Source organism: Pantoea sp. B566, assembly GCF_024793925.1.
GTDB classification, from domain to species: domain Bacteria; phylum Pseudomonadota; class Gammaproteobacteria; order Enterobacterales; family Enterobacteriaceae; genus Pantoea; species Pantoea ananatis.
The window spans coordinates 3,027,847-3,053,000 of record NZ_JANUQL010000003.1 but is presented as its reverse complement, the minus strand read 5'-3'; the positions used below and the strand labels follow the sequence as shown (position 1 = coordinate 3,053,000).

The 25,154-nt window shown below is 52.9% G+C and carries 17 protein-coding genes; 9 read left to right on the top strand and 8 right to left on the bottom strand.

Features of this window, described 5'->3' with window-relative positions:
• Positions 1-126 precede the first annotated feature (126 nt).
• From pgi to NYE92_RS15910, 5 genes are all read left to right on the top strand, one after another.
• Positions 127-1,773, top strand: a complete 1,647-nt coding sequence (gene pgi / locus NYE92_RS15930; RefSeq protein ID WP_078828982.1) for a glucose-6-phosphate isomerase — start codon at positions 127-129, stop codon at positions 1,771-1,773.
• Between the two features lie 564 nt (positions 1,774-2,337).
• Positions 2,338-2,586, top strand: coding sequence for an exopolysaccharide production protein YjbE (gene yjbE / locus NYE92_RS15925; RefSeq protein ID WP_026020991.1), 249 nt, complete (start codon positions 2,338-2,340; stop codon positions 2,584-2,586).
• Positions 2,587-2,779: 193 nt separating this feature from the next.
• Positions 2,780-3,427 (top strand): YjbF family lipoprotein, encoded by a 648-nt coding sequence (locus NYE92_RS15920; RefSeq protein ID WP_033766286.1) that lies wholly within the window; start codon positions 2,780-2,782, stop codon positions 3,425-3,427.
• Positions 3,424-4,167 carry a capsule biosynthesis GfcC family protein gene (locus NYE92_RS15915; protein ID WP_014595052.1) on the top strand — a complete coding sequence of 248 codons (744 nt, stop codon included), beginning with the start codon at positions 3,424-3,426 and terminating at the stop codon, positions 4,165-4,167. The genes NYE92_RS15920 and NYE92_RS15915 overlap by 4 nt, the downstream gene beginning before the upstream one ends.
• Positions 4,167-6,257 carry a YjbH domain-containing protein gene (locus NYE92_RS15910; RefSeq protein ID WP_013024142.1) on the top strand — a complete coding sequence of 697 codons (2,091 nt, stop codon included), beginning with the start codon at positions 4,167-4,169 and terminating at the stop codon, positions 6,255-6,257. The genes NYE92_RS15915 and NYE92_RS15910 overlap by 1 nt, the downstream gene beginning before the upstream one ends.
• A 32-nt stretch (positions 6,258-6,289) precedes the next feature.
• Here the strand turns inward: NYE92_RS15910 and metH are convergent, their stop codons facing one another.
• Positions 6,290-9,973 carry a methionine synthase gene (metH, locus tag NYE92_RS15905; protein WP_105079653.1) on the bottom strand — a complete coding sequence of 1,228 codons (3,684 nt, stop codon included), beginning with the start codon at positions 9,971-9,973 and terminating at the stop codon, positions 6,290-6,292.
• Positions 9,974-10,164: 191 nt separating this feature from the next.
• Here metH and iclR point away from each other — a divergent pair, with 191 nt between their 5' ends.
• Positions 10,165-10,995: a glyoxylate bypass operon transcriptional repressor IclR gene (gene iclR / locus NYE92_RS15900; RefSeq protein ID WP_104933016.1), complete on the top strand. Its 831-nt coding sequence runs from the start codon at positions 10,165-10,167 to the stop codon at positions 10,993-10,995.
• 136 nt (positions 10,996-11,131) lie between these two features.
• Here the strand turns inward: iclR and NYE92_RS15895 are convergent, their stop codons facing one another.
• Complete coding sequence (locus NYE92_RS15895) at positions 11,132-12,304, bottom strand: serine hydrolase (protein WP_105088421.1); 1,173 nt, start codon at positions 12,302-12,304, stop codon at positions 11,132-11,134.
• A gap of 598 nt (positions 12,305-12,902) precedes the next feature.
• Between NYE92_RS15895 and NYE92_RS15890 the strand changes: the two genes are divergently transcribed.
• From NYE92_RS15890 to uxuR, 3 genes are all read left to right on the top strand, one after another.
• Complete coding sequence (locus NYE92_RS15890) at positions 12,903-14,432, top strand: MFS transporter (protein WP_014595047.1); 1,530 nt, start codon at positions 12,903-12,905, stop codon at positions 14,430-14,432.
• 120 nt (positions 14,433-14,552) lie between these two features.
• Complete coding sequence (uidC, locus tag NYE92_RS15885; RefSeq protein ID WP_022622115.1) at positions 14,553-15,815, top strand: glucuronide uptake porin UidC; 1,263 nt, start codon at positions 14,553-14,555, stop codon at positions 15,813-15,815.
• Positions 15,816-16,021: 206 nt separating this feature from the next.
• On the top strand, positions 16,022-16,792 hold the full coding sequence (gene uxuR, locus NYE92_RS15880) for a Uxu operon transcriptional regulator (protein WP_019105665.1): 771 nt from the start codon (positions 16,022-16,024) through the stop codon (positions 16,790-16,792).
• Here uxuR and aceK read toward each other — a convergent pair.
• The 6 genes from aceK to NYE92_RS15850 form a co-directional block, all read right to left on the bottom strand.
• On the bottom strand, positions 16,750-18,555 hold the full coding sequence (gene aceK, locus NYE92_RS15875; RefSeq protein WP_259019143.1) for a bifunctional isocitrate dehydrogenase kinase/phosphatase: 1,806 nt from the start codon (positions 18,553-18,555) through the stop codon (positions 16,750-16,752). The two genes, uxuR and aceK, sit on opposite strands and share 43 nt — an antisense overlap.
• 58 nt (positions 18,556-18,613) lie before the next feature.
• Positions 18,614-19,915, bottom strand: a complete 1,302-nt coding sequence (aceA, locus tag NYE92_RS15870) for an isocitrate lyase (protein ID WP_014595044.1) — start codon at positions 19,913-19,915, stop codon at positions 18,614-18,616.
• 17 nt (positions 19,916-19,932) lie between these two features.
• Positions 19,933-21,531, bottom strand: coding sequence for a malate synthase A (gene aceB / locus NYE92_RS15865; RefSeq protein WP_014595043.1), 1,599 nt, complete (start codon positions 21,529-21,531; stop codon positions 19,933-19,935).
• A gap of 262 nt (positions 21,532-21,793) precedes the next feature.
• Entirely contained in the window at positions 21,794-22,723 is a 930-nt protein-coding gene (gene metA, locus NYE92_RS15860; RefSeq protein WP_013024132.1) for a homoserine O-succinyltransferase, read from the bottom strand.
• A 180-nt stretch (positions 22,724-22,903) separates the two neighbouring features.
• Positions 22,904-23,629: a substrate-binding domain-containing protein gene (locus NYE92_RS15855; RefSeq protein WP_089517703.1), complete on the bottom strand. Its 726-nt coding sequence runs from the start codon at positions 23,627-23,629 to the stop codon at positions 22,904-22,906.
• Positions 23,598-24,644 (bottom strand): ABC transporter substrate-binding protein, encoded by a 1,047-nt coding sequence (locus tag NYE92_RS15850; RefSeq protein WP_015701279.1) that lies wholly within the window; start codon positions 24,642-24,644, stop codon positions 23,598-23,600. The genes NYE92_RS15855 and NYE92_RS15850 overlap by 32 nt, the downstream gene beginning before the upstream one ends.
• Between the last annotated feature and the right edge of the window lie 510 nt (positions 24,645-25,154).

The following is a 25,154-nucleotide window of genomic DNA, read 5'->3' as shown; positions in this document are numbered from 1 at the left end:
CATGGTGCCTTTATGGCGCAGACAAAATTTTCCTTTCAGTTGCAACTGTGGTCATACTGAAATGCTAACCGGGTACGATGCGACCCCGATGGAATGACGGTTCTTAATATCAACAAGAGTGTTGCCATGAAAAATATCAATCCGACCCAAACCGCAGCCTGGAAAGCGCTGCAAGAGCACTATGAACAGATGAAAACGGCGAAAATTGCCGACCTGTTTGCCCAGGATGCCGATCGTTTTGCTAAATTCTCAGCCACCTTTGACGACCAGATGCTGGTGGATTTTTCGAAAAACCGCATTACTCAGGAAACCCTCGATAAGCTTCAGGCACTGGCAAAAGAGACCGATTTAAGCGGTGCGATTAAGTCTATGTTCTCGGGTGAGAAGATTAACCGCACTGAAGATCGCGCCGTGCTGCACGTCGCGCTGCGTAACCGCAGTAATACGCCGATTATCGTTGATGGCAAAGATGTCATGCCTGAAGTCAACGCCGTGCTGGAAAAAATGAAAGGCTTTTCCGAACGCATTATCGGCGGTGACTGGAAAGGCTATACCGGAAAACCCATTACGGACGTTGTTAACATCGGTATCGGTGGATCTGACCTCGGTCCCTTCATGGTGACGGAAGCGCTGCGCCCGTATAAAAATCACCTGAACATGCATTTTGTGTCTAACGTCGATGGCACGCACATTGCCGAAACGCTAAAAGATCTGAGTCCTGAAACCACGCTGTTCCTGGTCGCCTCTAAAACCTTCACCACCCAGGAAACCATGACCAACGCCCACAGTGCGCGTGACTGGTTCCTGAAAACGGCCGGCGATCAACAGCACGTTGCGAAGCACTTTGCTGCGCTCTCCACCAATGCCAAAGCGGTAGGCGAATTTGGTATTGATACGGACAACATGTTCGAATTCTGGGACTGGGTAGGCGGTCGCTATTCACTCTGGTCAGCAATCGGTCTGTCAATTATCCTTTCTATTGGCTTCGATAATTTTGAGCAGCTGCTGAGCGGCGCGCACGCCATGGATAAGCACTTCTCAACCACGCCAGCGGAGCAGAATCTTCCGGTGCTGCTGGCGCTGATCGGGATCTGGTACAACAACTTCTTCGGTGCCGAAACAGAAGCCATCCTGCCGTACGACCAATATATGCATCGCTTCGCGGCCTATTTCCAACAGGGAAATATGGAATCGAACGGTAAATACGTTGACCGTGCAGGCCAGCCTGTTACCTATCAGACAGGCCCGATTATCTGGGGCGAACCGGGTACAAACGGCCAGCACGCGTTCTACCAGCTGATTCATCAGGGCACCAAACTGGTCCCGTGCGACTTTATCGCCCCTGCTGTGAGCCACAATGCGCTTGCCGATCACCATGCTAAACTGCTGTCTAACTTCTTTGCCCAGACCGAGGCCCTGGCCTTTGGGAAATCGCGTGATGTGGTTCAGAAAGAGTTCACCGACGCCGGCAAGTCTGCCGAGTCGGTCGCGCATATTGTGCCGTTTAAAGTGTTTGAAGGTAACCGGCCTACTAACTCTATTTTGCTACGCGAAATCACGCCGTTTAGCCTGGGTGCCCTGATTGCCCTGTATGAACATAAAATCTTCACCCAGGGTGCCATTCTGAACATCTTTACCTTCGATCAGTGGGGCGTTGAGCTGGGCAAACAACTGGCAAACCGTATTCTGCCAGAGCTCGAAAATGACAGTGATATTACCAGTCATGACAGCTCCACTAATGCCTTAATTAATCGCTACAAGCGTTGGCGTTAAATTTCTCCAGGCACAAAAAGGCGGCTATTTAGTCGCCTTTTTTATTCTATGATGGAGAGTGCAACCCGCTTTTTATCTGAAAAGTCGATATACGGATTGGATAATTCTTAAAATAGGCTGAGGCAAATCCGAAGTTAGCCGGGGTTAAATCATGACAATCTTATTAAAAATGGCCCTAAAACGGCATGCAGCTCATTCTTACCTGTTGTTTTATAATGTTATTTAATTTAACCACGCTTAAGGAAATTCCGATAATTCTTATTCCGTACCAAAGAATACTAAATAAGTAGAAACCGCTTTGCTTTCTCCGTCTTTGCAGACAAATATCCGGCTTTTCAACATAAACCCATGCCTTTAAAATAAGTTAACGCTGAATTTACTTAATTTAGCCCGTTTACGCCCTCACAGACTGACAGGTTTTTACATTACTGAACTCTGGTATTTTGTTGCCCTATACTGGACGCGCCCGTAATGGGTCTGTCCTTCGGCTTTGCGTCAACGGTTTATGCTGTTGTGCAAAAATGTCGGATAGCAATCCTTCATTCACTCAATGTAGGTGTTGTTATGAAAAAACGCATGATTGCCGGTCTGGCATTACTTTACGTAGCCGTCTCTTCCAGTGCGTTTGCCGCGCCGGAAGAAGCTGGTGCTGCAGCGGGCGCACAGGCGGGCACCATGTCCGCAGGTACGACGACCGCTGTAGGTATCGGCGTGCTCGGCGCGTTAGTAGGACTCGGTGTTGCCGCTTCTGGCGGTGGTGACGGGGCAAATACTGGTACAACAACCACAACCACAACGGGCACCACGCGTTGATGGGTACCCTGCTCATTCGGGCTGTAGCAAGGCTGCGAACGCGCATATCACGATTCGTTTGCGCAGGTAAATGAGTCGCTATCAGGATGCCACAGCGTCGGCGGCCTGAACGAGTAAGGGTATGGGAGCTTTAAACATAACCACACTTTCGTGTGGTTATTTTTACTTTGGCATCATTTATCAGGGACACATTGTGCGCCAACTTCCGCTGCTGCTCGTTTGCCTGCTGCTGCAGGCCTGTACACAAACGCAAAAAGGACTCGAACAGACCGTGATGATGGCCATTGAAGGGCCAGAAGATGTCACCGTCACTCCTCAGCAGATTGATAATCTGCCCTATGCCAGCCTGTATGCCCGAATCAATGATGGCCAGCGCATTTTTGTCGTGCTGGGTTATAACGAAAATGGCCAGCAAAAGTGGGTCACTCGCGATCAATCGATGCTGGTCACCGCACATGGCAGGCTGATCAAAACGCTGGGCCTGCCTGACAATCTGACAGACGTCAGCAATTTACAGCAGGATCCGCTGGCTAAAGGCCTGCACCTCAGCAACGGCGACAGCTGGACGCGAATTGTTCAGTGGACCGTTCAGGGCAACGTCCATAGCGGAACCCTGAGCTCAACCTTCACGCGGGGCGATGACGAGGTGCTGGATATTGCGGGGAACCGCATTGCCTGCCGCGTCTGGCATGAGCAGCTTCATATCGACAGCCTGGATCGCGAGTGGCAAAACACGTTCTGGATCGACAACAGTAGCGGTCAGGTCGTGCAGTCCCGACAAATGCTGGCTGCCGATGCATTCCCTGTTGATATCACCATTCTGAAGCCGGCAAAATCATGAAAAACATAACACGCTTGTTGGCAGGAATGAGCCTGCTCACCACCCTGGCCGCTCAGGCCGCAGGTCAGGTTACCGTGCATGCCCCCCACGATACCCAGAGCGTACAGGTTAACCAGGTGGAAAACCTGGCACAGCTGGTGACTCAGCCCGCGCTGATGACACAGACTGACTGGCGACGCGCCGTTATTGCCGAGCGCGGGGCAACGGCAGTCGCGCAGCAGCAGTATCAGCAAACGCTGGCGCAGTTGCGCGCCTGGCGTGCCGATAGTAGCGGAGAGCAGGCTGCGGCCATTGATGCCGTTATTCGTCAGTTAAGCGGTATCCGGGTGACCGGGCGGCAGTTCACCTCCCTGGATCCCGACTGGATCCGTCTGCATACGATGGATAACCGCCGCCTGGAAGGCAGCTACGATCTCTACCTTACCCAGCCCAGCACCAGCGTCCTGTTGTTTGGCCCCATCGCGGGTGCCGGTGCCGTGAACTGGCAGCCAGGGAAATCCGTACGGGATTACCTGAGCGAGCACCCCCGCCTGGCTGGAGCAGAACGTAATATCGCGATTGTGATTGCGCCGGACGGCACGACGCGGGAAGCGCCTGTGGCCTACTGGAATCACCGCCACGTTGAACCCGAACCCGGCAGCATCATTATGACGGGCTTCTCGTCGTGGAGCCTGCCAGGCGCGTTTAAAGACCTGAATGATCGCCTTGTTTCTGTTCTGACTCACCGGATACCAGACTGATGAAAAAACGTTATCTTCTCAGCCTGTTGGCTGTTTCTGTGGCAAGCGCCTGTCAGGCCCATGCGGAAATGTATGCCGCGCCGGTAACGCCTTCGCAGTCTGATTTTGGCGGCGTGGGCCTGATGCAGGTGCCCACCGCGCGTATGGCGAAAGAGGGCGAATTTAGCCTGAACTTCCGCGATAATGATCAGTATCGCTACTATTCTGCTTCACTGCAGCTTTTTCCCTGGCTGGAAACAACCGTGCGTTATACCGATGTGCGCACCCGGCGTTACAGCGCGGTGGAAAGTTTCAGCGGCAACCAAAGCTATAAAGATAAAGCTTTCGACCTGAAGCTGCGCCTGTGGCAGGAAGGTTACTGGCTGCCGGAGGTCTCGTTTGGTACCCGCGATCTGGGCGGCACCGGCCTGTTCGACAGCGAGTACCTGGTCGCCACCAAAGCCTGGGGGCCGTTCGACTTTACGTTGGGTATGGGCTGGGGCTATCTGGGCAACAGCGGAACCGTGAAAAATCCCTTCTGTTCCTACAGCGACAGCTACTGTCAGCGTCCCGGCGTCGGTCAGGCGGGATCGATCAATGGCTCGCAGATGTTCCACGGCCCTTCGGCGGTATTTGGCGGGATAGAATACCAGACGCCCTGGCAGCCGCTGCGCCTGAAGGTGGAATACGAAGGTAACGATTACAAGGATGATTTCGCCGGACGCCTGCCGCAGCGCAGCAAGGTCAACGTCGGTGCAATCTACCGCGTCACTGACTGGGCCGATATCAATGCCAGCTATGAGCGCGGCAATACTTTTATGTTCGGCTTCACCATTCGCACCAACTTCAACGATATGCATCAGGATCATATCGACAGTCCGAAACCTGCGTACAACCCGAACCCGCAACCTAAGCTGCTGGAAACCACGGTGACAGGTAATCAGCTGTCTGAACTGAAGTACAACGCAGGCCTGGCTGGTCCAAAAATCCAGACCAAAGGCAGCACGCTGTACGTATCAGGCGAGCAAACCAAATACCGTGACACGCGTGAAGGTGTGGATCGCGCGAACCGCATCATCATGAATCATCTCCCAGACGGTATTGAGACCATAAACGTGACGGAGTCGCGTTACAACATGCCTCAGGTCACGACAGAAACCTCCGTTGCCAGCCTGCGCAACGAGCTGGGGGGTTATCCATTAGGGCATGAAAAGCCGTTACAACAGGTCCGCACAGATCCGGTTGATCCGGAGCCTACCGAGCAGGGCATGTTTATTCGCAAAGAGCGCCTGAGTTACAGCCTGTCGCCGGTGCTTAACCAGTCTGTGGGCGGCCCGGAAAGTTTCTATCTGTACCAGGTTGGCGTGATGGGCAACGTCGATTACTGGCTCACCGATCACTTGCTGGTAGGCGGTAGCCTGTTTGCTAACGTTGCGAACAATTACGACAAATTTAACTACAACGGCGCACCTGCGGATTCCACGCTGCCACGCGTGCGTACGCACATTCGCGACTACGTTGAGAACAACGTTTACGTTAACGATCTGCAAGCCAACTACATGGATTATCTGGGTAACGGATTCTATGGCCAGGTCTACGGCGGCTATCTGGAAACCATGTATGGCGGCGTAGGCGGCGAAGTCCTCTATCGTCCGGTAGACAGCAACTGGGCCGTTGGCGTGGATGCTAACTATGTGCGCCAGCGTGACTGGGATGACATGATGAGATTCACCCGTTACGAAGCGCCTACCGGCAACCTTACCGGCTACTGGCGTCCCTGGTTTATGGAGAACGTCTTAGTGAAAGCCAGCGTCGGGCAGTATCTGGCGAAGGATAAAGGCGTCACGATTGATCTCTCTAAGCGCTTCGACAGTGGCGTGATGGTTGGCGTTTATGCCACAAAAACCAACGTATCATCGCAACAGTATGGCGAAGGTGACTTTACTAAAGGCTTCTATATCTCCATCCCCATGGATCTGTTTACCGTTACGCCAACCCGTGGCCGTGCGCAGATTAACTGGGTACCGCTCACCCGTGATGGTGGCCAGATGCTGGGAAGGAAGTACCAGCTGTATGACATGACCTCGGACCGTGACGCCCGGTTTAACTAAAAAAGAGGCAGCCATCAGGCTGCCTTGTTTTTTTAGTCGGCGTCGTAACCCAGATTGGGGGCCAGCCAGCGCTCCACTTCGCTTACCGACATGCGCTTACGCGCCGCATAGTCCTCAACCTGATCGCGCTGAATCTGCGCCACGGCGAAGTAGCGGCTGTCAGGGTGGCTGAAGTACCAGCCTGATACCGAGGCGCCCGGCCACATGGCAAAAGACTCCGTGAGTTTCATACCCGCGTGCGTTTCCACATCCAGCAGCGCCCAGATAGTGGCTTTCTCAGTGTGTTCCGGACAGGCCGGATAGCCCGGCGCCGGACGAATGCCCTGATAATTTTCGCGGATGAGCGCCTCATTACTGAGGTGCTCATCGGGAGCAAAACCCCAAATCGTTTTGCGTACCTGTTCGTGCAGATATTCGGCGAAGGCTTCAGCTAAGCGGTCCGCAATAGCTTTGACCATAATCTTGTTGTAGTCGTCCTGCTGCTTATCGTAAGCCTCGGCCAGCGCATCTTCTTCCAGCCCGCCCGTAACGGCAAAAGCCCCGATATAATCAGCTTTACCGCTGCTTTTCGGCGCCACAAAATCGGCCAGACAGTAGTTGGCAAAGTCGGTTTTTTCCGTTTGCTGCCGCAGATGATGGCTGATGTTCAGCAGCGTATCGCGCTGCTCATCCGCAAAGATATGAATATCGTCGCCCACGCGATTAGCCGGGAACAGGCCGACCACGCCGCGTGGCGTCAGCGCTTTTTCGTCACTCAGCTTATCCAGCATCGCGTTAGCATCGGCAAACAATCGTTTCGCTTCATCGCCCACGACCTCATCCTCCAGGATGCGCGGGTATTTGCCAGCCAGCGACCAGGTCATAAAAAAGGGCGTCCAGTCGATGTAATTGCGCAGCACGTCAATGCCCGCGTCGACGCGCCTGACACCGACGTGCTTCGCTACGGGCGGTGTATAGCTGTCCCAGTCAATCTTCGTCGCGTTGTCGCGCGCAGCGCTGAGTGACACCGGCGGCGTGCGCGGTTTTTTACGCGCATGCTGAATACGCACGGTTTCATATTCTTTGCGGGTGCGCGCGACGAAGTCATCCCTGAGCGTATCCGATAGCAGGGATGACACGACACCCACCGTGCGCGAGGCGTTTTGCACGTAAACGGTGGGCCCGCTGTAGTGCTGTTCGATTTTCACGGCGGTATGGGCTTTAGACGTGGTGGCGCCACCAATCAACAGCGGCAGCGTAAATCCCTGACGCTCCATCTCTTTCGCCATGTTGACCATTTCATCCAGCGACGGCGTGATGAGCCCAGAAAGACCAATGATGTCAGCCTTCACTTCGCGCGCGGTCTTGAGGATTTTCTCGCCCGGCACCATCACGCCGAGGTCGATAATCTCATAGTTATTGCACTGCAAGACCACGCCAACAATGTTTTTGCCAATGTCGTGGACGTCGCCTTTGACCGTTGCCAGCACCACCTTGCCGTTACTGCGTCCGGCTTCTTTACTGGCCTGAATGTAGGGTTCAAGCCAGGCGACGGCCTGTTTCATCACGCGGGCCGATTTCACGACCTGCGGCAGGAACATTTTGCCTTCACCAAACAGATCCCCCACCACATTCATGCCAGACATCAGCGGCCCTTCAATCACGTCTATCGGGCGCGCGGCCTGCTGACGGGCTTCTTCCGTGTCCTGTTCAATAAACTCGGTGATGCCTTTGACCAGTGAGTATTCCAGCCGTTTCACCACGTCCCAGCCGCGCCATTCAGCCTGCTGCTTTTCATCCGCACTGTCGCTTTTATTGCGGCGGTATTTTTCCGCCAGCGCCAGTAATCGCTCAGTACCGTCGGCGCGCCGGTTAAGGATCACGTCCTCAACGGACTCACGCAGTTCGTCAGACAGGTCGTCATAAATGGCCAACTGCCCGGCGTTCACGATTCCCATGTCCATACCGTTACGGATGGCGTAGTAGAGAAACACCGCGTGAATCGCCTCACGAACCGGATCGTTGCCCCGGAACGAGAACGAGACGTTAGATACGCCGCCCGAGATCATCGCATGGGGCAGTTCACGTTTAATGTCTTCGCAGGCCCCAATAAAATCCATCGCGTAGTTGTTGTGTTCGTCGATACCGGTCGCAACGGCAAAAATATTGGGATCGAAAATGATGTCCTCAGGCGGAAACCCCACCTGTTGCGTCAGGATCTGGTAGGCGCGGCGACAGATCTCAATCTTCCGCTCACGCGTATCGGCCTGCCCCACCTCATCGAAGGCCATCACCACCATGGCGGCCCCGTAGCGGCGGACAAGGCGGGCATGGTGGATAAATACGGCCTCACCTTCTTTCATTGAGACGGAGTTGACGATGCCTTTTCCCTGAATACACTGCAGCCCTTTCTCAATAACCTCCCATTTCGAGGAGTCGATCATAATTGGCACGCGGGCAATATCGGGCTCACCCGCAATCAGGTTGAGGAAACGCACCATCGCGGCTTCCGCGTCCAGCATTCCCTCATCCATATTGATATCAATAATCTGGGCACCGCTCTCAACCTGTTGTAACGCGACTTCCAGCGCCTCATGATATTTATCTTCTTTAATCAGGCGCTTAAATTTGGCAGAGCCGGTAACGTTGGTGCGTTCTCCCACGTTCACAAATAACGATTCTGCACTGATATTCAGCGGTTCAAGACCCGAAAGACGGCAGGCAACGGGCAGTTTGGGGCGCTGACGTGGCGCAACGCCTTCCACGGCCGCCGCCATGGCAGCGATGTGCTGTGGCGTGGTGCCGCAGCAGCCGCCAACAATGTTCAGAAAGCCGGCGTTGGCCCATTCCCCAATCTGCTGCGCCATCACTTCTGCATCAAGATCGTATTCGCCGAAGGCGTTGGGCAAACCGGCATTGGGATGGGCAGTGACATAGCCTTCGGCGATGCGTGACAGTTCAGCGACATACTGACGTAGTTCATCCGGCCCCAGTGCGCAGTTCAGACCAAAGGATAAGGGTTCTGCATGGCGCAACGAATTATAAAAGGCTTCGGTAGTTTGTCCGGAAAGCGTGCGGCCTGAAGCATCGGTGATGGTGCCGGAGATCATCAACGGCAGCGCCACGCCAAGGGCTTCCATCTCTGCTTTCACCGCAAAGACAGCCGCTTTGGCGTTGAGCGTATCGAATACCGTTTCAATCATGATGATGTGGCAACCGCCTTCCACCAGCGCCCGGGTGGACTCACGATAGGCGTCCACCAACTGATTGAAGGTGATATTACGGAACGCCGGATCGTTAACATCGGGAGAGATCGAGCAGGTGCGGTTGGTGGGGCCCAGTACGCCCGCGACATAGCGCGGTTTATCTGGCGTTTTTGCCGTCCACGCATCTGCGCAGGTACGCGCCAGCTTCGCGGCCGCGAAGTTAATCTCTGCCGACAGGGCTTCCATCTGGTAGTCCGCCATCGCAATGGAGGTGGCATTAAAGGTATTGGTTTCGAGAATATCCGCACCGGCGGCCAGATACGCATCATGGATCTCGCGGATCACCTCTGGTTTGCTTAGCACCAGCAGATCGTTATTGCCTTTGAGATCGCAGGGCCAGTCAGCAAAACGGCTGCCACGAAAATCGTGTTCGTCCAGTTTATAGCTCTGGATCATGGTGCCCATTCCACCATCTAATACCATAATGCGGTGGGCAAGTTGCTGATGCAGCGCGTCGGTTAGATTGCTCACGGTTGTCTCATCCACGTCAATGCGCTGGTGAAATACCAGCCAGTCATTCTTGCATAAGGTCATGATGCCTCAAAGTAACCTTAGCGGAGATTTTCAGGGAAGTGATTATCAGGTCTGACCAGCACGTCAGCGTTTGCATTCAGGCAGATTAAAACGAAAATGGTTTCCACTATGTGAAAAGGAGAAACAGAATGGCAACGCCCGTCGCCGCGAAACGCGGAAAAAAACCCCGTGGCACCCCTGCCCCCTCAGCGCCCGCAGGCGGTCAGGTTCAGTCACTGACCCGTGGGTTAACGCTGCTGGAGTTGATCGCTAATTCACATGGCAGCGTCGCGCTTACCGAACTCGCGCAGCAGGCCGGGCTGCCTAACTCCACAACACATCGCTTGCTGACCACTATGCAGCAGCAGGGGTTTGTGCGCCAGGAAGGCGATTTAGGCTACTGGACCATTGGGGCACATGCGTTTGTGGTTGGCAGCAGTTTTTTACAGAGCCGGAACCTGCTGGCGCTGGTCCACCCGGTGCTACGTACGCTGATGGAAAACTCGGGTGAAACGGTCAATCTGGCGGTGCTGGACCTCAGCGATTTTCAGGCGGTGATTATCGATCAGGTACAGTGTACGCAACTGATGCGCATGTCTGCACCGATCGGCGGCAAACTGCCAATGCATGCATCGGGCGCAGGTAAAGCTTTTCTGGCGCATCTCAGCGACGAGCAGGTCACCGCTCTGCTGCATCAGAAAGGCCTGCATTACTACACGCCCAATACGCTGATGTCACCTCAGAGTCTGAAAACCAATCTGGCACAGATCCGGACTCGGGGATTTTCTTTCGATGACGAAGAACATGCGCTCGGTTTGCGTTGTGTGGCGGCCCCCATTTACGATGAGCACGGCGAGCCATTTGCGGCGCTTTCCATCTCTGGGCCTATTGCCCGCATGACGGACGACCGCATCACCGAACTGGGCGCGCTGGTCATCCGCGAAGCCCGTCAGGTCACCCTGGCGTACAGTGGCCGTTAAAGAAATGCCGCCCGCCCCACCCGATAACGCCAGCGCGCCCTTCATGCTTTCTCAACCGCAGCCTTTATAAGAAACAGCCTGTGGACTGGCCAGCGCCGCCCTAAAAGGGGGCGCCCGCCGTCAGTCCAACAATCCATTACGCAAGACCGCTATATACGGCATCGCGCAACATCACGGGGAACTGACCGTTTACCCCCTCCGGCGTCGTGTTTGTCATGGCTAGTACACAGAGTTCTTTTTGGCGATCAACAAACCAGGTATGGCCGTAAGCGCCGCTCCACGACAGCGTGCCCGCTGACTGAGGCGACCCGGCCGCATCGGGATCGGCAAGCAATGCCCAGCCCACACCAAATCCCCATCCCGGTCCCTGCGTGGCATATTTCGCGGCAACGTGTTCCTGCGTCATATAGTCAAAGCTGTCGCGCGTAATCAGCGGCGCGCCCTGCCGCCGGATCGTTTCCAGCAATTGCATGAAATCGGGGGCCGTCCCTGCCATTCCCCCACCTGCGCACGGCCAGGCATCGGGTTTGAGAATACGGTCAGGACAGAAAATGGCTGCGCCCTCACCAAAAGGTATTCGTTGATTCTCACCTATTGCCGTGGGCACCGGGCTGTCATCGGTGTACACCGTGGTTAAACGCGCCTCATCCCTGACGGTAAACAGCGTATCTTTCATCCCGAGCGGCTCCGTGACCGCATGGCTTACCAGATCCGGCAGACGCTTACCGGTTGCCCGCACCATGATTTCGCCCAAAACATCAATGCCCAGGGAATAACGCCAGCCGCTTCCCGGTTCAAACTGCAGCGGAGTGCCTGCCAGGCGTTGTAGATTCTCTTCGATGGATAATCCCGGTTGATAGTCGATCCCATCAGACACGTTCAGGGTGTGATAAAGGGAATCAGCCGGCGCGGAATAACGGTAACGTAAACCTGACATGTGACTCAGGAGATGTCGTACCAGGATGGTTGCAGGTTTCCCCTCTTCCAGGCAGGGACGGAAATTGGGAAGCCAGCGCGTAATGTCGTCATCCAGCGTCATGTACCCTTGTTCGATCAGGCGCATTGCCGTCAGGCTCACGATGGGTTTGGTCAGCGAGGCAAGGCGGAAAATCGCATCCAGCGCCATGCCTTTCTTCTGCTCTCTGTCAGCCAGACCCGCCGCTCGCTGATACATTAATTCGCCGGCTTGGGCTACCATCACCGTACAACCGACAATGCGCTGTGCATCAATCGCCTGATCGATAACCGCATCCATAGCGGCTTCAAGTTTTGCAGAGGATGGAACACGTCCTGATGTAAAATAAATCATTATCGATTCCTTGAATAATTTCAAAAAAAATAAAAAGCGTTATTTTCATTACTTTTATACATTACAAGAAGAATAGATTTTATATATTACCCACCACCTTATTTAACAAAAACCCCAAACAAGACCCACATCAAATAACATCCTTCTCACATAATAAAACATCCCATTCATTTAACTGGTCAACCAAAAGTTGACTTTGAGTCTAACTTATGGACATCCAGGGGATTTGTGATCGACCTCTTTTTTTTAAAAGAGCAGACTGATTACCATGCATTCGCACTACAAGCAAAAAATACACTGACAGATAATCAACATAGCCTTCACTGTGTTGACTTAACCACCGTCAACACTGGTTAACCAAAATAAATTTCATTTGACATTAAACATCAGAACGGGAATCAACCCACTTATTTTAAACATTAAAACCAACCAACAATAAAAAACAAAAGGAGGAACATTATTTAAACAAAGCGCCGATTCAATTTAACCGTTTTCTCCTATTACAAATTAACTAAAAAAAATTCTCTTCATCTTCACGATCGCATAACAACCTGAAGATGTTTTCTGACCGTTACGCTGAATTAATCAAGGGAACATTATGATGACAACAACAATACCGCCACGCAGGAAGGTGGGCACGGGCACCGCAATAGGCTATGGCATTACCGATATTTTTGGCGGTGGCTCCATGGCGCTAATTGGGACTTGGTTGCTTTTTTTCTATACGACATTTTGTGGTCTTTCGATGCTCGAGGCGAGCTCCATTTTTGCTATCGCCCGCATCATTGACGCTATTCTCAGCCCGATAATGGGCTATATCACCGATAAGTTTGGCAGCACCCGCCTCGGTAAACGTTTTGGCCGACGCCGCTTCTTTCTGCTCATCAGCGCCCCGCTGATGTTTATCTATGCGCTGGTCTGGGTCAGCGACATGAGCTACTGGTACTATCTTGGAACCTATCTCGCGGTAGAGTTACTGGTGGCGATGGTGTTGGTGCCCTGGGAAACCCTGGCGGCAGAGATGACCAACGATTTTGGCGAGAGAACCCGTATGGCGGCAATCCGCCTGACGTTTTCTCAGGTGGGCACCTTCCTCACCGCCTCAGTACCGGGCGTTATGATCCAGTATTTTGGTCAGGACTCTGCCCTGACATTCACCTACACCGGTATCCTGTTTTCATGCCTGTTTTTTATTGTGGTGCTGATTACCTGGTCCTGTACCTGGGAATCGAAAGACATGAATCCCGAAGAGTTTGAGCGACTTAACGCCGGGCCAAGTATTGGACTGATATCCCACCTGAAAAATATGTTTATCGAGCTGGCCACCACCTTCAAAATAAAAATATTCAGACAGCACTTGATTATCTATATTTCATCATTTACGGCGCTGGATATTTTCATAGCGGTGTTTGTTTATTTCGTCGTATATGGCCTGAGCCTGGATGCGGCAAACGCGTCAGCCTATCTTTCGATTGCCACCTCCGTATCCATTCCCGCGACGCTGCTTTTCATGTTTATGCTGGACAAGCTGAATATCAGGCCCGCCCTGGCCATGCGTATTTCTTATCTGTGTATTTTTGCTGTACTCGGTTATCTCATTTTGATGTATATCGGCCATAGCGCTGTGTCTTCCTGGTGGCTCACCACGCTGATATTTGTTCTGTTAGGTTTTGGCCGCGCAGGGCTTTATTTTATTCCCTGGAATATTTACAGCTTTATTCCTGATGTGGATGAAATGGTCACATGTCAACGGCGTGAAGGCGTCTTTGCTGGCGTGATGACGCTGATGCGCAAAAGTACCGTGGCCGTCGCAATTATGATAGTCGGTGCCGTACTGGAGCACAGTCATTTCGTCAAAGGGCAGTTAATTCAGCCAGAAAGTGCGCTGAATGCAATTACTGGTCTGCTGGTCTTTGGCTCCGGTGGTTTATTACTCATCAGCTTATATATGACCTTCAAATTTAAACTGACCCGTGAAACGCATCGGGTTCTGGTGAAAGAAATTGATCGTCTTAAGGCCGGCGGGAATAAAGCCGACTGTACACCCGAAACCAAAGTCGTGGTGAAGGCCCTGACCGGCTACGACTATGAACAGGTGTGGCAGCAGGATAATAACGCACGCCCTTAATTCAACCAGGCCAGTTCTTGAGTGGGTTGCACGTTACGCATGGCTGATCCCATCGGATAGCAGCCCGTTCTGCCTGCGCCTGAACGTAATGAAAATACTTAATACGCCAGGGATTCCTTTATGAACACACGTTTTTTTCGCTGCATGGCCATCGCTTTGCTGCTGTGTCCCTCGCTGCTGTACGCCGCAGCCATTAATGATAATGAAGACAGTTTAAGAATTCGTTTAAAGAATGATTTTCGACGTGCAGACAAGCCGAGTGCAGGTACCGGGCGTGATATCTACGCCTGGGTACAAGGCGGGCTCATTGATGTGAACACCCGCTACTATTCTGACTTTATTGGTATCAGCGCGGGTGCCTATTACGTATACAAACTGGGGGCGAAAGACGGCTGGAGCACCCGCTACTATCTGGATGGGCACGATAGCTTTGGCGTGGCAGTCGGCGCAGTCAAGCTTAAACCCGCCGATAATCTCTACTTAACCATTGGGCGGTTTGGTACCGACTATGGTTACGGCAGTCTCCCCTACCGCATTCCACTGATCGCCGATAATTCGTCCCGCACGATACAGACGATTTCTGAAGGCGTCCTGGCCCGTTTTGAGGCAACAGAAAACCTGGAATTCTGGTCAATGTGGCGTAAACGCGCCTTCTACTATGTCGATTCGGCAACCGGCGTGCGTGATGAAGGGGTGATTGACAGCGCAACAGGTAAGTACCATCCCCGCCGGGGACGCGGCTATTTGGTGGGATCATGGCACGATGCGTCGTCACGCTATTCGTTGGGGGCGTCTTATCAGCAAGATGTCTCAACCCAGGTGCAGAGCATTTTTGAAAAAACGCATACCTTTTCCAACGACCATACACTGAAGTGGGAGCTTATGGGATTTTATGGTCAGGTAGAAGGGATGAGTAAGCCTCTTAGTTACCATCACGAGACCGCCTTAATTTCCGGACGCTTAACTTACTCTTTTGATAAGGCAAGATTGTTTGGCGCCGTGGGCAAACTGACCCATGATATCGATGGGCGCATTGTCTACACCGATATTGGCTATCCCGACTCTCTGAGCATCGACCGCAACAAGGAAAACATGTTATCCGCGCAGTTTGGCGGGCAGTATTTCTTTAATCAAAACGTCGGTGTCATGCTGGGGCCAATTATCACCAGAGGTTACGAAGACAAGCAGCGTAATACTAAAATTAACGGGCTCGGACTCATGGGAGCGGTGATGTATAACGTTACCGATGGGCCATTCAAAGGACTGAATATGTACGTGGCTGCTGACCGTGCCAGAGAGAAGCGGCCCGGCAGCGCGCTGGGCGATAAACTTTATTACTGGGATGTGAAAACCGGCGTGCAATACGATTTTATGTTGAAGTAACGACGCATCCATTACGTCGCACAGGTGTTTCAAAAGTGGCATCGTATGATGTCACTTTTAATAAAAACCGCAATTAATTGTTAAATAAGGGATAAATCCTCTTTTCATCTGGTCAACCAGTTTATCTTAACGTGCGCAAAACCCTGTTACCTTACCCGTTGGGTGATATAGTTTTCGCCGGAACGGTATCTGACGGGAGCATAATTATGAGGTCTGTCTCTCAGCAGCGGCCCTATCAGCAAGTGGGTATAAAAATCCGGCAACTGATTCTGGAGACGCCTTACCGCTCGGGTCAGCGTTTGCCGCCAGAACGTGAAATTGCTGACATGCTCGACGTCAGCCGCACCGTGGTTCGCGAGGCGTTGATTATGCTGGAAATTGAAGGGCTAATCGAAGTCAGACGCGGTGCTGGTATTTATGTGGTGGAGCACAAAAACCCATTACGTATTGAGGAAGTGAACAGGCATTTTTGCAACGATGCCGGCCCGTTTGAACAGCTTCAGGCACGACAGCTACTGGAAAGTAATATCGCCGAATTCGCCGCGCTTCAGGCCACGCGAGAAGATATCGTCAAAATGCGTCAGGCCCTGCTGTTAGAAGAGCGCGAACTGGCAAGCTGCTCGCTGGAAAACTCAGAGAGCGGTGACATGCATTTTCATCTTGCCATTGCCGAAGCAACGCATAACAGCATGCTGGTCGAACTGTTTCGCCAGTCATGGCAATGGCGTGAAAATAACCCTATGTGGATTCAGTTGCACAGTCACCTGGGCGATACGCTTTATCGTAAAGCATGGTTGATCGATCACCGACAGATTCTTGCTGCACTCATCAAGAAGGACGCACGCGCTGCAAAGCTGGCGATGTGGCAACATCTTGAAAACGTGAAACAGCGCCTGCTGGAGTTTTCCAATGTTGATGACCTTGATTTCGATGGTTATCTGTTTGATTCATGGCCGCTGGCAAAAACGGACGGCTGAATGCCTGCAGTAGCAGGCACACGTGACGACGTCGTCAACGTGCTGCCGTAACGGACGCAGAAACGCTGGGCATGCTGCCAGGCGATCACGTCCTCAATATGCCCCTGAGCGATGCGCTGCTGTTGTGCACGCCACCAGCTAGCCTCAAAAATTTCCGGATGCCGCTGTTGCAGTAGCGCGCCTGTGGCAGGCTCGCTGCATAATGCATAGCGGAAGGTTTCAGGAAATACGTCATCCGGCCCCACGCTGTACCAGGGCTCCGCACTGAGCTCATCTTCTTCATATCGCGCCTGAGGAACCTCACGAAAATTGAGTTCCTGCATAGGGCGGATTTCATCGTAATCATAAAACACGACGCGCCCGTGTCGGGTGATGCCAAAGTTTTTAAACAGCATGTCGCCGGGAAAGATGTTGGCGGCAGCCAGCTGTTTGATCGCATTGCCATACTCTTCAATGGCGTGCTGGCGTTGGTTTTCACTGGCCTGCGCCAGGTAAAGATTCAGGGGCTGCATCCGACGTTCCAGCCAGAGGTGGCTGATGATCAGGCGATCGCCCTCAATACGTATCTTTCCGGCAATCGTGTGTTGAAATTCCTCCAGTAGCGCGGGAGCGATACGCGCGAGCGGCAACGCAAACTGTTCAAAAGCCTGTGTATCGGCCATGCGCCCCACACGGTCGTGCTCTTTGACCTGCTGATAACAGGCCCTGACCTGCATTTCGGTGACCTCTTTTTGCGGTGCAAACCGATCTTTGATGACTTTAAATACCCGATCAAAGCCCGGTAATGTGAACACCAGCATCACCATGCCACGAATACCCGGTGCAATCTCAAACGCGGCGTCGGTTTGCGCCAGCGCCTGGAGATATTCCCGATAGCTTTCCGTTTTGCCATGTTTTTGACAGCCGATAGCCATATAGCGCTCTGCCAGGGTTTTACCCGGCAATACAGGCTTGAGCCAGGCCACCAGCGCCGCCGGCAGCGGCGCATAGACCATGAAATAAGCGCGGGCAAAGCCAAACACGATGCTCGCGTCATTGACGTCCGTGAGGCAGGTATCAATCCACAGTTCGCCCTTATCGCTGCGCTGAATCGGCAACAGACAGGGAAATATGCCGTCGGGCAGGTGCAGCCGGGCAACAATCCAGGCGGTTTTGTTGCGAAAAAACAGCTCACTGCACACGTCCAGCCAGCCCTGCTCCAACTGGGCGGCGGAAAACTGCTCGCGCAAATGGCGGTGAATCCACGCTTCATCGCGCGCCCGATCCTGCCATGGCAGCGTTAAAGGCAGGTCGCGCAGTACCTGATGGAACAGCGCTTGCCAGCCCTGATGTGGCAGATAGGTCCGCGCCAGAGGGCGCGCAGGGGAAGTTTGCGTTGAGGCTGGCTGAGAGCTGAAAATAAACAGGCGTTTCGGCTGCAGTGCATTATGGCCATGCAACCGGCAATACACCGAATTAAAGAAGCTCTCGGCAATTTCGTAGCGCGGATAGCCGGGCAACAGGGTTTCGTAATGGCTTTTAATCGTCAGCCAAAAGTCATCGTCCCAGTGTGCCGCCCCGTTCAGCACGCGCAGTTGATCGGCGACTAATGCCACGTGATGATCGTAAAGATGAATACGCGCCTTCATCGCCTGCTGTACCGCCTGCCATTCGGCCTGTTCAAAACGCTGTTGTGCGCCTGCGGTAATGTCGAGAAAACGACCATACTGCGCGTCAAAACCCTGCAGAATGGTGTGAGCAATCAGTGATTCGCGTGGCGGCATGATTCACTCCTGAAAAAGCCCGCCCGCAGATGCCGGGCGGGAAAGACACAGACTCAACTCAAAACTGATGCTCCTCGGTGGACCCTGTCAGGGCCGTCACCGATGACTTGCCGCCCTGAATCGTGTTGGTCACCTGATCGAAATAGCCTGTTCCGACCTCCTGCTGATGCGATGAAAAGCTGTAACCCCGTTCGCGCGCAGCAAACTCCGGCTGCTGAACTTTTTCCACATAGTGGCGCATGCCTTCGCCCTGAGCGTAAGCGTGCGCAAGATCGAACATGTTGAACCACATGCTGTGGATGCCCGCCAGCGTAATGAACTGAAAGCGATAGCCCATGTCACTGAGCGCCTGCTGGAAGGCCGCAATGGTTTTGTCATCCAGATTCTTTTTCCAGTTAAACGAAGGCGAACAGTTGTAAGCCAGCAGCTTGCCTGGATAGCGGGCGTGAATCGCATCGGCAAAACGCTGGGCCATGGCCAAATCCGGGGTGGAGGTTTCACACCAAAGGACATCGGCGTAAGGGGCGTAAGCCAGTCCACGGCTGATTGCCTGCTCAATGCCGGCGTTGGTGCGGAAAAAACCTTCCGCCGTGCGGTCGCCGCGTATAAATGGGCGGTCGTATTCGTCACAGTCAGACGTGATCAGGTCTGCGGCATCCGCATCGGTCCGCGCCAGCAGGATCGTGGGTACGCCCATGACATCGGCAGCCAGACGCGCCGCCACCAGCTTCTGTATCGCCTCCTGGGTTGGCACCAGCACCTTACCGCCCATATGACCGCATTTCTTCACCGCCGCCAGTTGATCTTCAAAGTGCACGGCCGCCGCGCCTGCGCTGATCAATGACTTCATCAGTTCAAACGCATTCAGCACGCCACCAAAGCCCGCTTCTGCATCGGCGACTATAGGCAGAAAATAGTCGATATAGCGGCTGTCCCCAGGTTCTGTGCCGTTAGCCCACTGAATCTGATCGGCGCGCTGGAATGTCTGATTAATACGGGTGACCACCTCAGGCACGGAGTTGACCGGATAAAGCGACTGATCCGGATACATTTGCCCTGCTACGTTGGCATCGGCAGCGACCTGCCAGCCAGACAGGTAGATCGCTTCTATACCGGCCTTTGCCTGTTGCAGAGCCTGACCGCCCGTTAATGCTCCCAGACTGTTGATATAGCCTTTTTTGGCGTCGCCATTGAGCAGCGACCAGAGCTTCACCGCCCCCCGCTCTGCCAGAGTACAGGCCGGCACAACAGAGCCCCGCAGGTTAATCACTTCCTCTGCGCTGTACGGGCGGGTAATGCCCTGCCAGCGCGCGTCCTGCCACTGTTTTTCAAGTTGCTGAATATGTTGAGTACGTGTCATGGCAACGGCTCCTTAAGTCAGGGAAGCAGGCGGTAGCCTGGCAGAGTCAGAAAGGAAACCAGTTCGTCCTGAGTTGTGATCTGCGCCATCAGGCGCGCCGCTTCCTCATAACGACCTGAACTGAATGTCTTATCGCCCAGATGCATCTGTAGCGTTTGCAGCTCATCGTTCAGCAGCTGCTGGAAGAGCGCGGCCGTGACCGGCTGTCCATCGAGCAGAGATTTCTGATGGCGGATCCATTGCCAGATTGAAGTCCGGGCAATTTCTGCAGTTGCGGCATCTTCCATCAGGCCATCGATGGGGACACAGCCATTGCCGCTAATCCAGGCTTCCAGATACTGCAACGCCACCCGAATATTGGCGCGCATGCCCGCTTCCGTTCGATCGCCTTCGCAGGGTGCCAGAAGCTGCTCTGCCGTTATCGGGCTGTCATCCTGCCGCAGAATGTTGAGCTGATTGGGGCGTTCACCCAGTACCTGGTTGAAGACTGACATCGCAGTGTCTGCCAGGCCGGGATGCGCTATCCAGGTACCGTCATGTCCGTTGTTGGCTTCACGCTGTTTATCTTCAGTGACGCGCTGCAGCACCCATTCATTGCGCGCGCTGTCCTTGCTGGGTATCAGTGCTGACATGCCGCCCATGGCAAAAGCACCGCGGCGATGGCAGGTTTGGATCAGCAGTCGTGAGTAAGCATCCAGAAAGGGCTGAGCCATGGTTACAGACTGCCGGTCGGGCAGAATCCGATCGGCATGTTCGCGCAGCGTTTTGATATAGCTGAAAATATAATCCCAGCGGCCGCAGTTCAGCCCCACGATATGATCCCGCAGATTCCACAGGATCTCGTTCATCTGGAATACCGCCGGTAGCGTTTCGATCAATACGGTGGCTTTTATGGTGCCGCGAGCCAGATCAAAACGATCCTCGGCAAAGCTAAAGATATCCCGCCACCACGCAACTTCCTGCCAGCTCTCAGTTTTAGGCAGATAAAAATAGGGGCCACTGCCTTTTGCCAGTAAGGCTTCCGCGTTATGAAAAAAGTAGAGAGCAAAATCAAACAGACCACCGGGAATCGCATTGCCCTGCCAGCTAACATGTTTTTCAGACAGATGCAGTCCACGTACCCGGCACATCAATACCGCAGGATCGGCCCGTAGCTGATAGATTTTTCCGTTCTCGCTGGTATAGCGCAGCGTTCCCGCCACGGCTTCCCGTAAGGTTTGCTGTCCGTCAATGAGTTTTTCCCAGCAAGGTGCCAGCGAGTCCTCAAAGTCGGCCATAAACACCTTTACGTTAGCATTCAAGGCGTTAATCACCATTTTGCGATCGGGCGGACCGGTGATCTCAACGCGACGATCCTGTAAATCGGCCGGAATACCACGGATCGTCCACGCTCGCTCTCTTATGGAAACCGTTTCCATATCAAAGTCAGGTAACCCGCCGGAATCGTACTCTTTTTGCCGGACCTGACGTGCGGCTAACAATCTCTCACGCTGGGGTGCAAAACGCGTCACCAGTTCCTGCAGAAAAGCGATGGCGTCGGGAGTAAGCAACTGCTTTTCCGCATCGCTAAAGGGTTTACTGAAAAGTAATTCACTGTTGATAACAGAGTCTGTCATGTCTGCTCTCTCCTGTTTACAGGCGGATCAACATGGATGATCCACAGATAGGGTAATTATTGAGCTACAGGATCAGAGCATATTCATTTTAATTTTAAAATCAAAAACTATTTCCATTTTTAATAAAAAAACAACTTATCACCATGATTAATAAATGATTTATTTTATTGTTTAACAGGTAATACTTTTCACTCACGTTTTACAGACGAAAAAAAACCGTGCTGCCAGCGGCTAACACGGTTCAGTTGTCGCTAAAAAAGGATTATTCCAGCGTGGGATTCATATGGCGCAGATCAAACGGCGTAATCTGGTAGACGTAATAATTCAGCCAGTTTGAAAACAGCAGGTTTCCATGGCTACGCCAGGTGGCGCGCGGTGTAAGCTGCGGATTATCCTGTGGGAAATAGTTATAGGGTACTTCAGGATTCAGCCCGGCTTCATAGTCGCGTTGAAACTCTCCCGCCAGCGTCAGTGCATCGTACTCCGGATGCCCGGTCACAAACGCCAGCCTTTTGTCTTTGCTCGCCATCAGATACGCGCCGGTTTGTTCCGATTCAGCAAATAATTCCAGATCGGTATAATCCGTGATGAGCTGCGTCGGGAAATCAGCGTAACGTGAATGGGGAGCGAGGAAATTATCGTCGAATCCCCGCGTCAGTAAGGAATGGGGATGCAGTATCTGATGCTCAAAGACGCCCGCCAGTTTAGTCTGCCGGGTCTGTTTAGGAATGCCATATAAAATGTTTAATGCCGCCTGGACGGCCCAACAGACAAACAGCGTTGAGGTAACATGATCTTTCGCCCACTCCAGCACCTGTTTTATCTGCGGCCAGTAAGCCACATCGTTAAATTCAACCAGGCCCAGCGGCGCACCTGTCACGATTAAGCCATCGTAGTTATCGTGCTGAATATCGTTAAAATTGCAGTAGAAGTTGTTGAGATGATCGCTGGGTGTATTCCGCGACTCCCGGCTGTCGATGCGCAGTAGCTGGATATCGATCTGCAGCGGTGAGTTAGAGAGTAAGCGCAGAAACTGGTTTTCTGTCTCAATCTTCTTGGGCATGAGATTAAGAACCAGCACTTTAAGCGGACGGATCTCCTGAACACTGGCACGTGACGACGTCATCACAAAGACGTTTTCGTTACGTAAAAAATTCACTGCCGGTAATTCGTCGGGGACCCTGATTGGCATAGCTTAATCACCTCTAGTAACCATATACACGTTTAGACATCCAGACAGCCAAAGATAACCAGTTAAAGGCTAAATGTCGAGTCTGCGTATCAACAGGTGAAAAAGTTTCAAGGCGCGGGGCAGAGATGTGACATCTCGCTAAGCGCGCCCCTGCGGAAAAGAAATTGAAAGCCTGTTCTGTCACTGGCTGAGGGACAGAAAACCGTACTGGCGTAAAATTTGTTGCGCGGTATCGGAACTCAGGAATGCCGCGAGCGGCCTGGCAGCGGCGGACAGCGTGGCCCAGCCATATCGTGCCTGGACATTGTAAGTGGAAGGAATGTTAAAAACCCGAAGCTGGGAAAAACGAGCCAGGCGAGGCGCATAGCTGGCGTAGCCGATAAACAGCTCAGCATGGCCTGCACTGATAATCCACTGCGCCGCCAGGTCACCCGCAGGCACAGGCAAGCTGTCTGGTCCGCCAACCATCGCGATCGCTCTTTGCCTGAGTGCATCGCCACAACCGGGATGGCGCTGTTCGATATGGTCAAACAACTCCAGGGTGTAATCACCTGAGGGATCGCAAAGCGGCGTTGAGGTTCCCAGCCGCAAATCCTCACGGAGTAATAGCGACAGCCAGTCATCCTGTTCAATGACGCAATCACGTTTAGCCGTCAGGCAAAGCTTGTTATTTGTAAAATGGCCGGTATGATCTGCCAGGCCTTGTTGGCGCAGCTTTTCTGGATGCTGTAGGTTAGCCGACACAAACAGGTCGCATATTTCACCCTGTTCAATGCGCTGACGCAGCAGACCGGCTGGCCCATACTGAGTATTTGCGGTTAAGCCGGATTCGGCATGGAAGGCGGTCATGAGCATCTTCCACACGTCACGCAGGCTACCTGCTGCCAGAACCTGTAGATTTCTCATGGTATGACGTCCGGTAGAACCGTTGATACCAGCGATTAGCCTGCTGCTGCATATCGATGTCGCGGAATTTATCTGGGTAGAGTTTTTTCGCCATCCACAGTTCGCCTAACCCTATGGCCTCCGGCATGGGATAGCCCCATGCCTTGGCATACTCAGGCATCAGCCATACCCGGTGATGTTTCACTGCATCAATGGTTCGCCAAAGGGGATTCTGTTGAATCTCCTTTACCACCTGTGGATAGCGGTCCTGAACGAAGATGACCTGTGGGTTCCATACGACAACCTGCTCCATGCTGACCTGCCTGAATCCCTGAATCGACGAGGCCGCCACGTTAAGGGCACCGGCATGCGCCATCATCAGGCCGGTATATTTACCCGCTCCGTAGGTGGTCAGATCGGGATTAGCCATATAGGCGCGAACACGCTGCTGCTCGGGGATATTTTTGAGACGGTCGGTGACGATCTGACGACCGGCGAATGCCGCTGAGATTAACGCTTTGGCCTGCTGCTGCCTGTTGACGACTTCCCCAATCAGCGTAATCCCCTCTTTTATACCCAGGTCGTACGCCTGATCTTCGTTTTGCATATTGGGGTTGATCTCACCCTGCTGTCCGGCGTCGTCATGGCGCAATGAAATTGCCAGGACCGGAATACCCAATGCAGAGATTTGGTCAATCATCTCTTTTGGCGCATAGTTAGTGACAAATACCACCTGTGGATGCAGCGCAACCAGCTTTTCCAAATCCACGTGGGTCAAATCACCCAGCAGCGCTTTATGCGTCAGTTCAGGTACCAGCGTCGCGTAATTGTCCCCTAGCTGCTGCTTCCAGTTAGCGAGAATCCCTACGATTTTATCTGTCGCGTTTAACTGCACCAGGAGATTCAGCGTTTGATGCTGAAGCACGACCACACGATCAACCCGATCTGGAATCGTAACGGTGCGGCCAATTTGATCGGTCACAACACGGCTGGCGTAACTGTTTAAGGCGGTAAGCGTCACTATGCCTGCAAGCATCAGGCGCTTTAATGTTGTATTCAATAAGGTTTCCCCGAAGTGTAATGCAAGAGATTATATAGCGCTTATCTGTCGCAAGGTAGCCTCTTGATGCGCATACCTGACCGCTGCTGTGCTCCTTTACCCGGTGTCCGGATCGGCGTCACCGAAACACCAGAAAGGTAAAAAGAGAACGGATGCGCTAAAACCATCAAGGCTGCGGAACAGACCTTTAACGGAATCATGTTGACAGCTGACAGCGGGATACAGCTTCGCCCGGGGTGGACAGGGCTTTGTGAACGTGTTCAGGCTGTACAGGCGAAGGTCAGATAAATCACTGTGCAGACTATTTGACGGTTTTTTAGATTACGACCTGGTCAGCGGGCATAACTGGAAAGTGCATCTCACTATGCGCTGTAAACAATCAGGCTGAAAGATATTCCAGTGTATAGTTATATTATTCCAGTATTAAATCCCTACAGTTTTAACCTGCTGATATTCTCTTTTACATACTGAAAATAATGCTAGCAG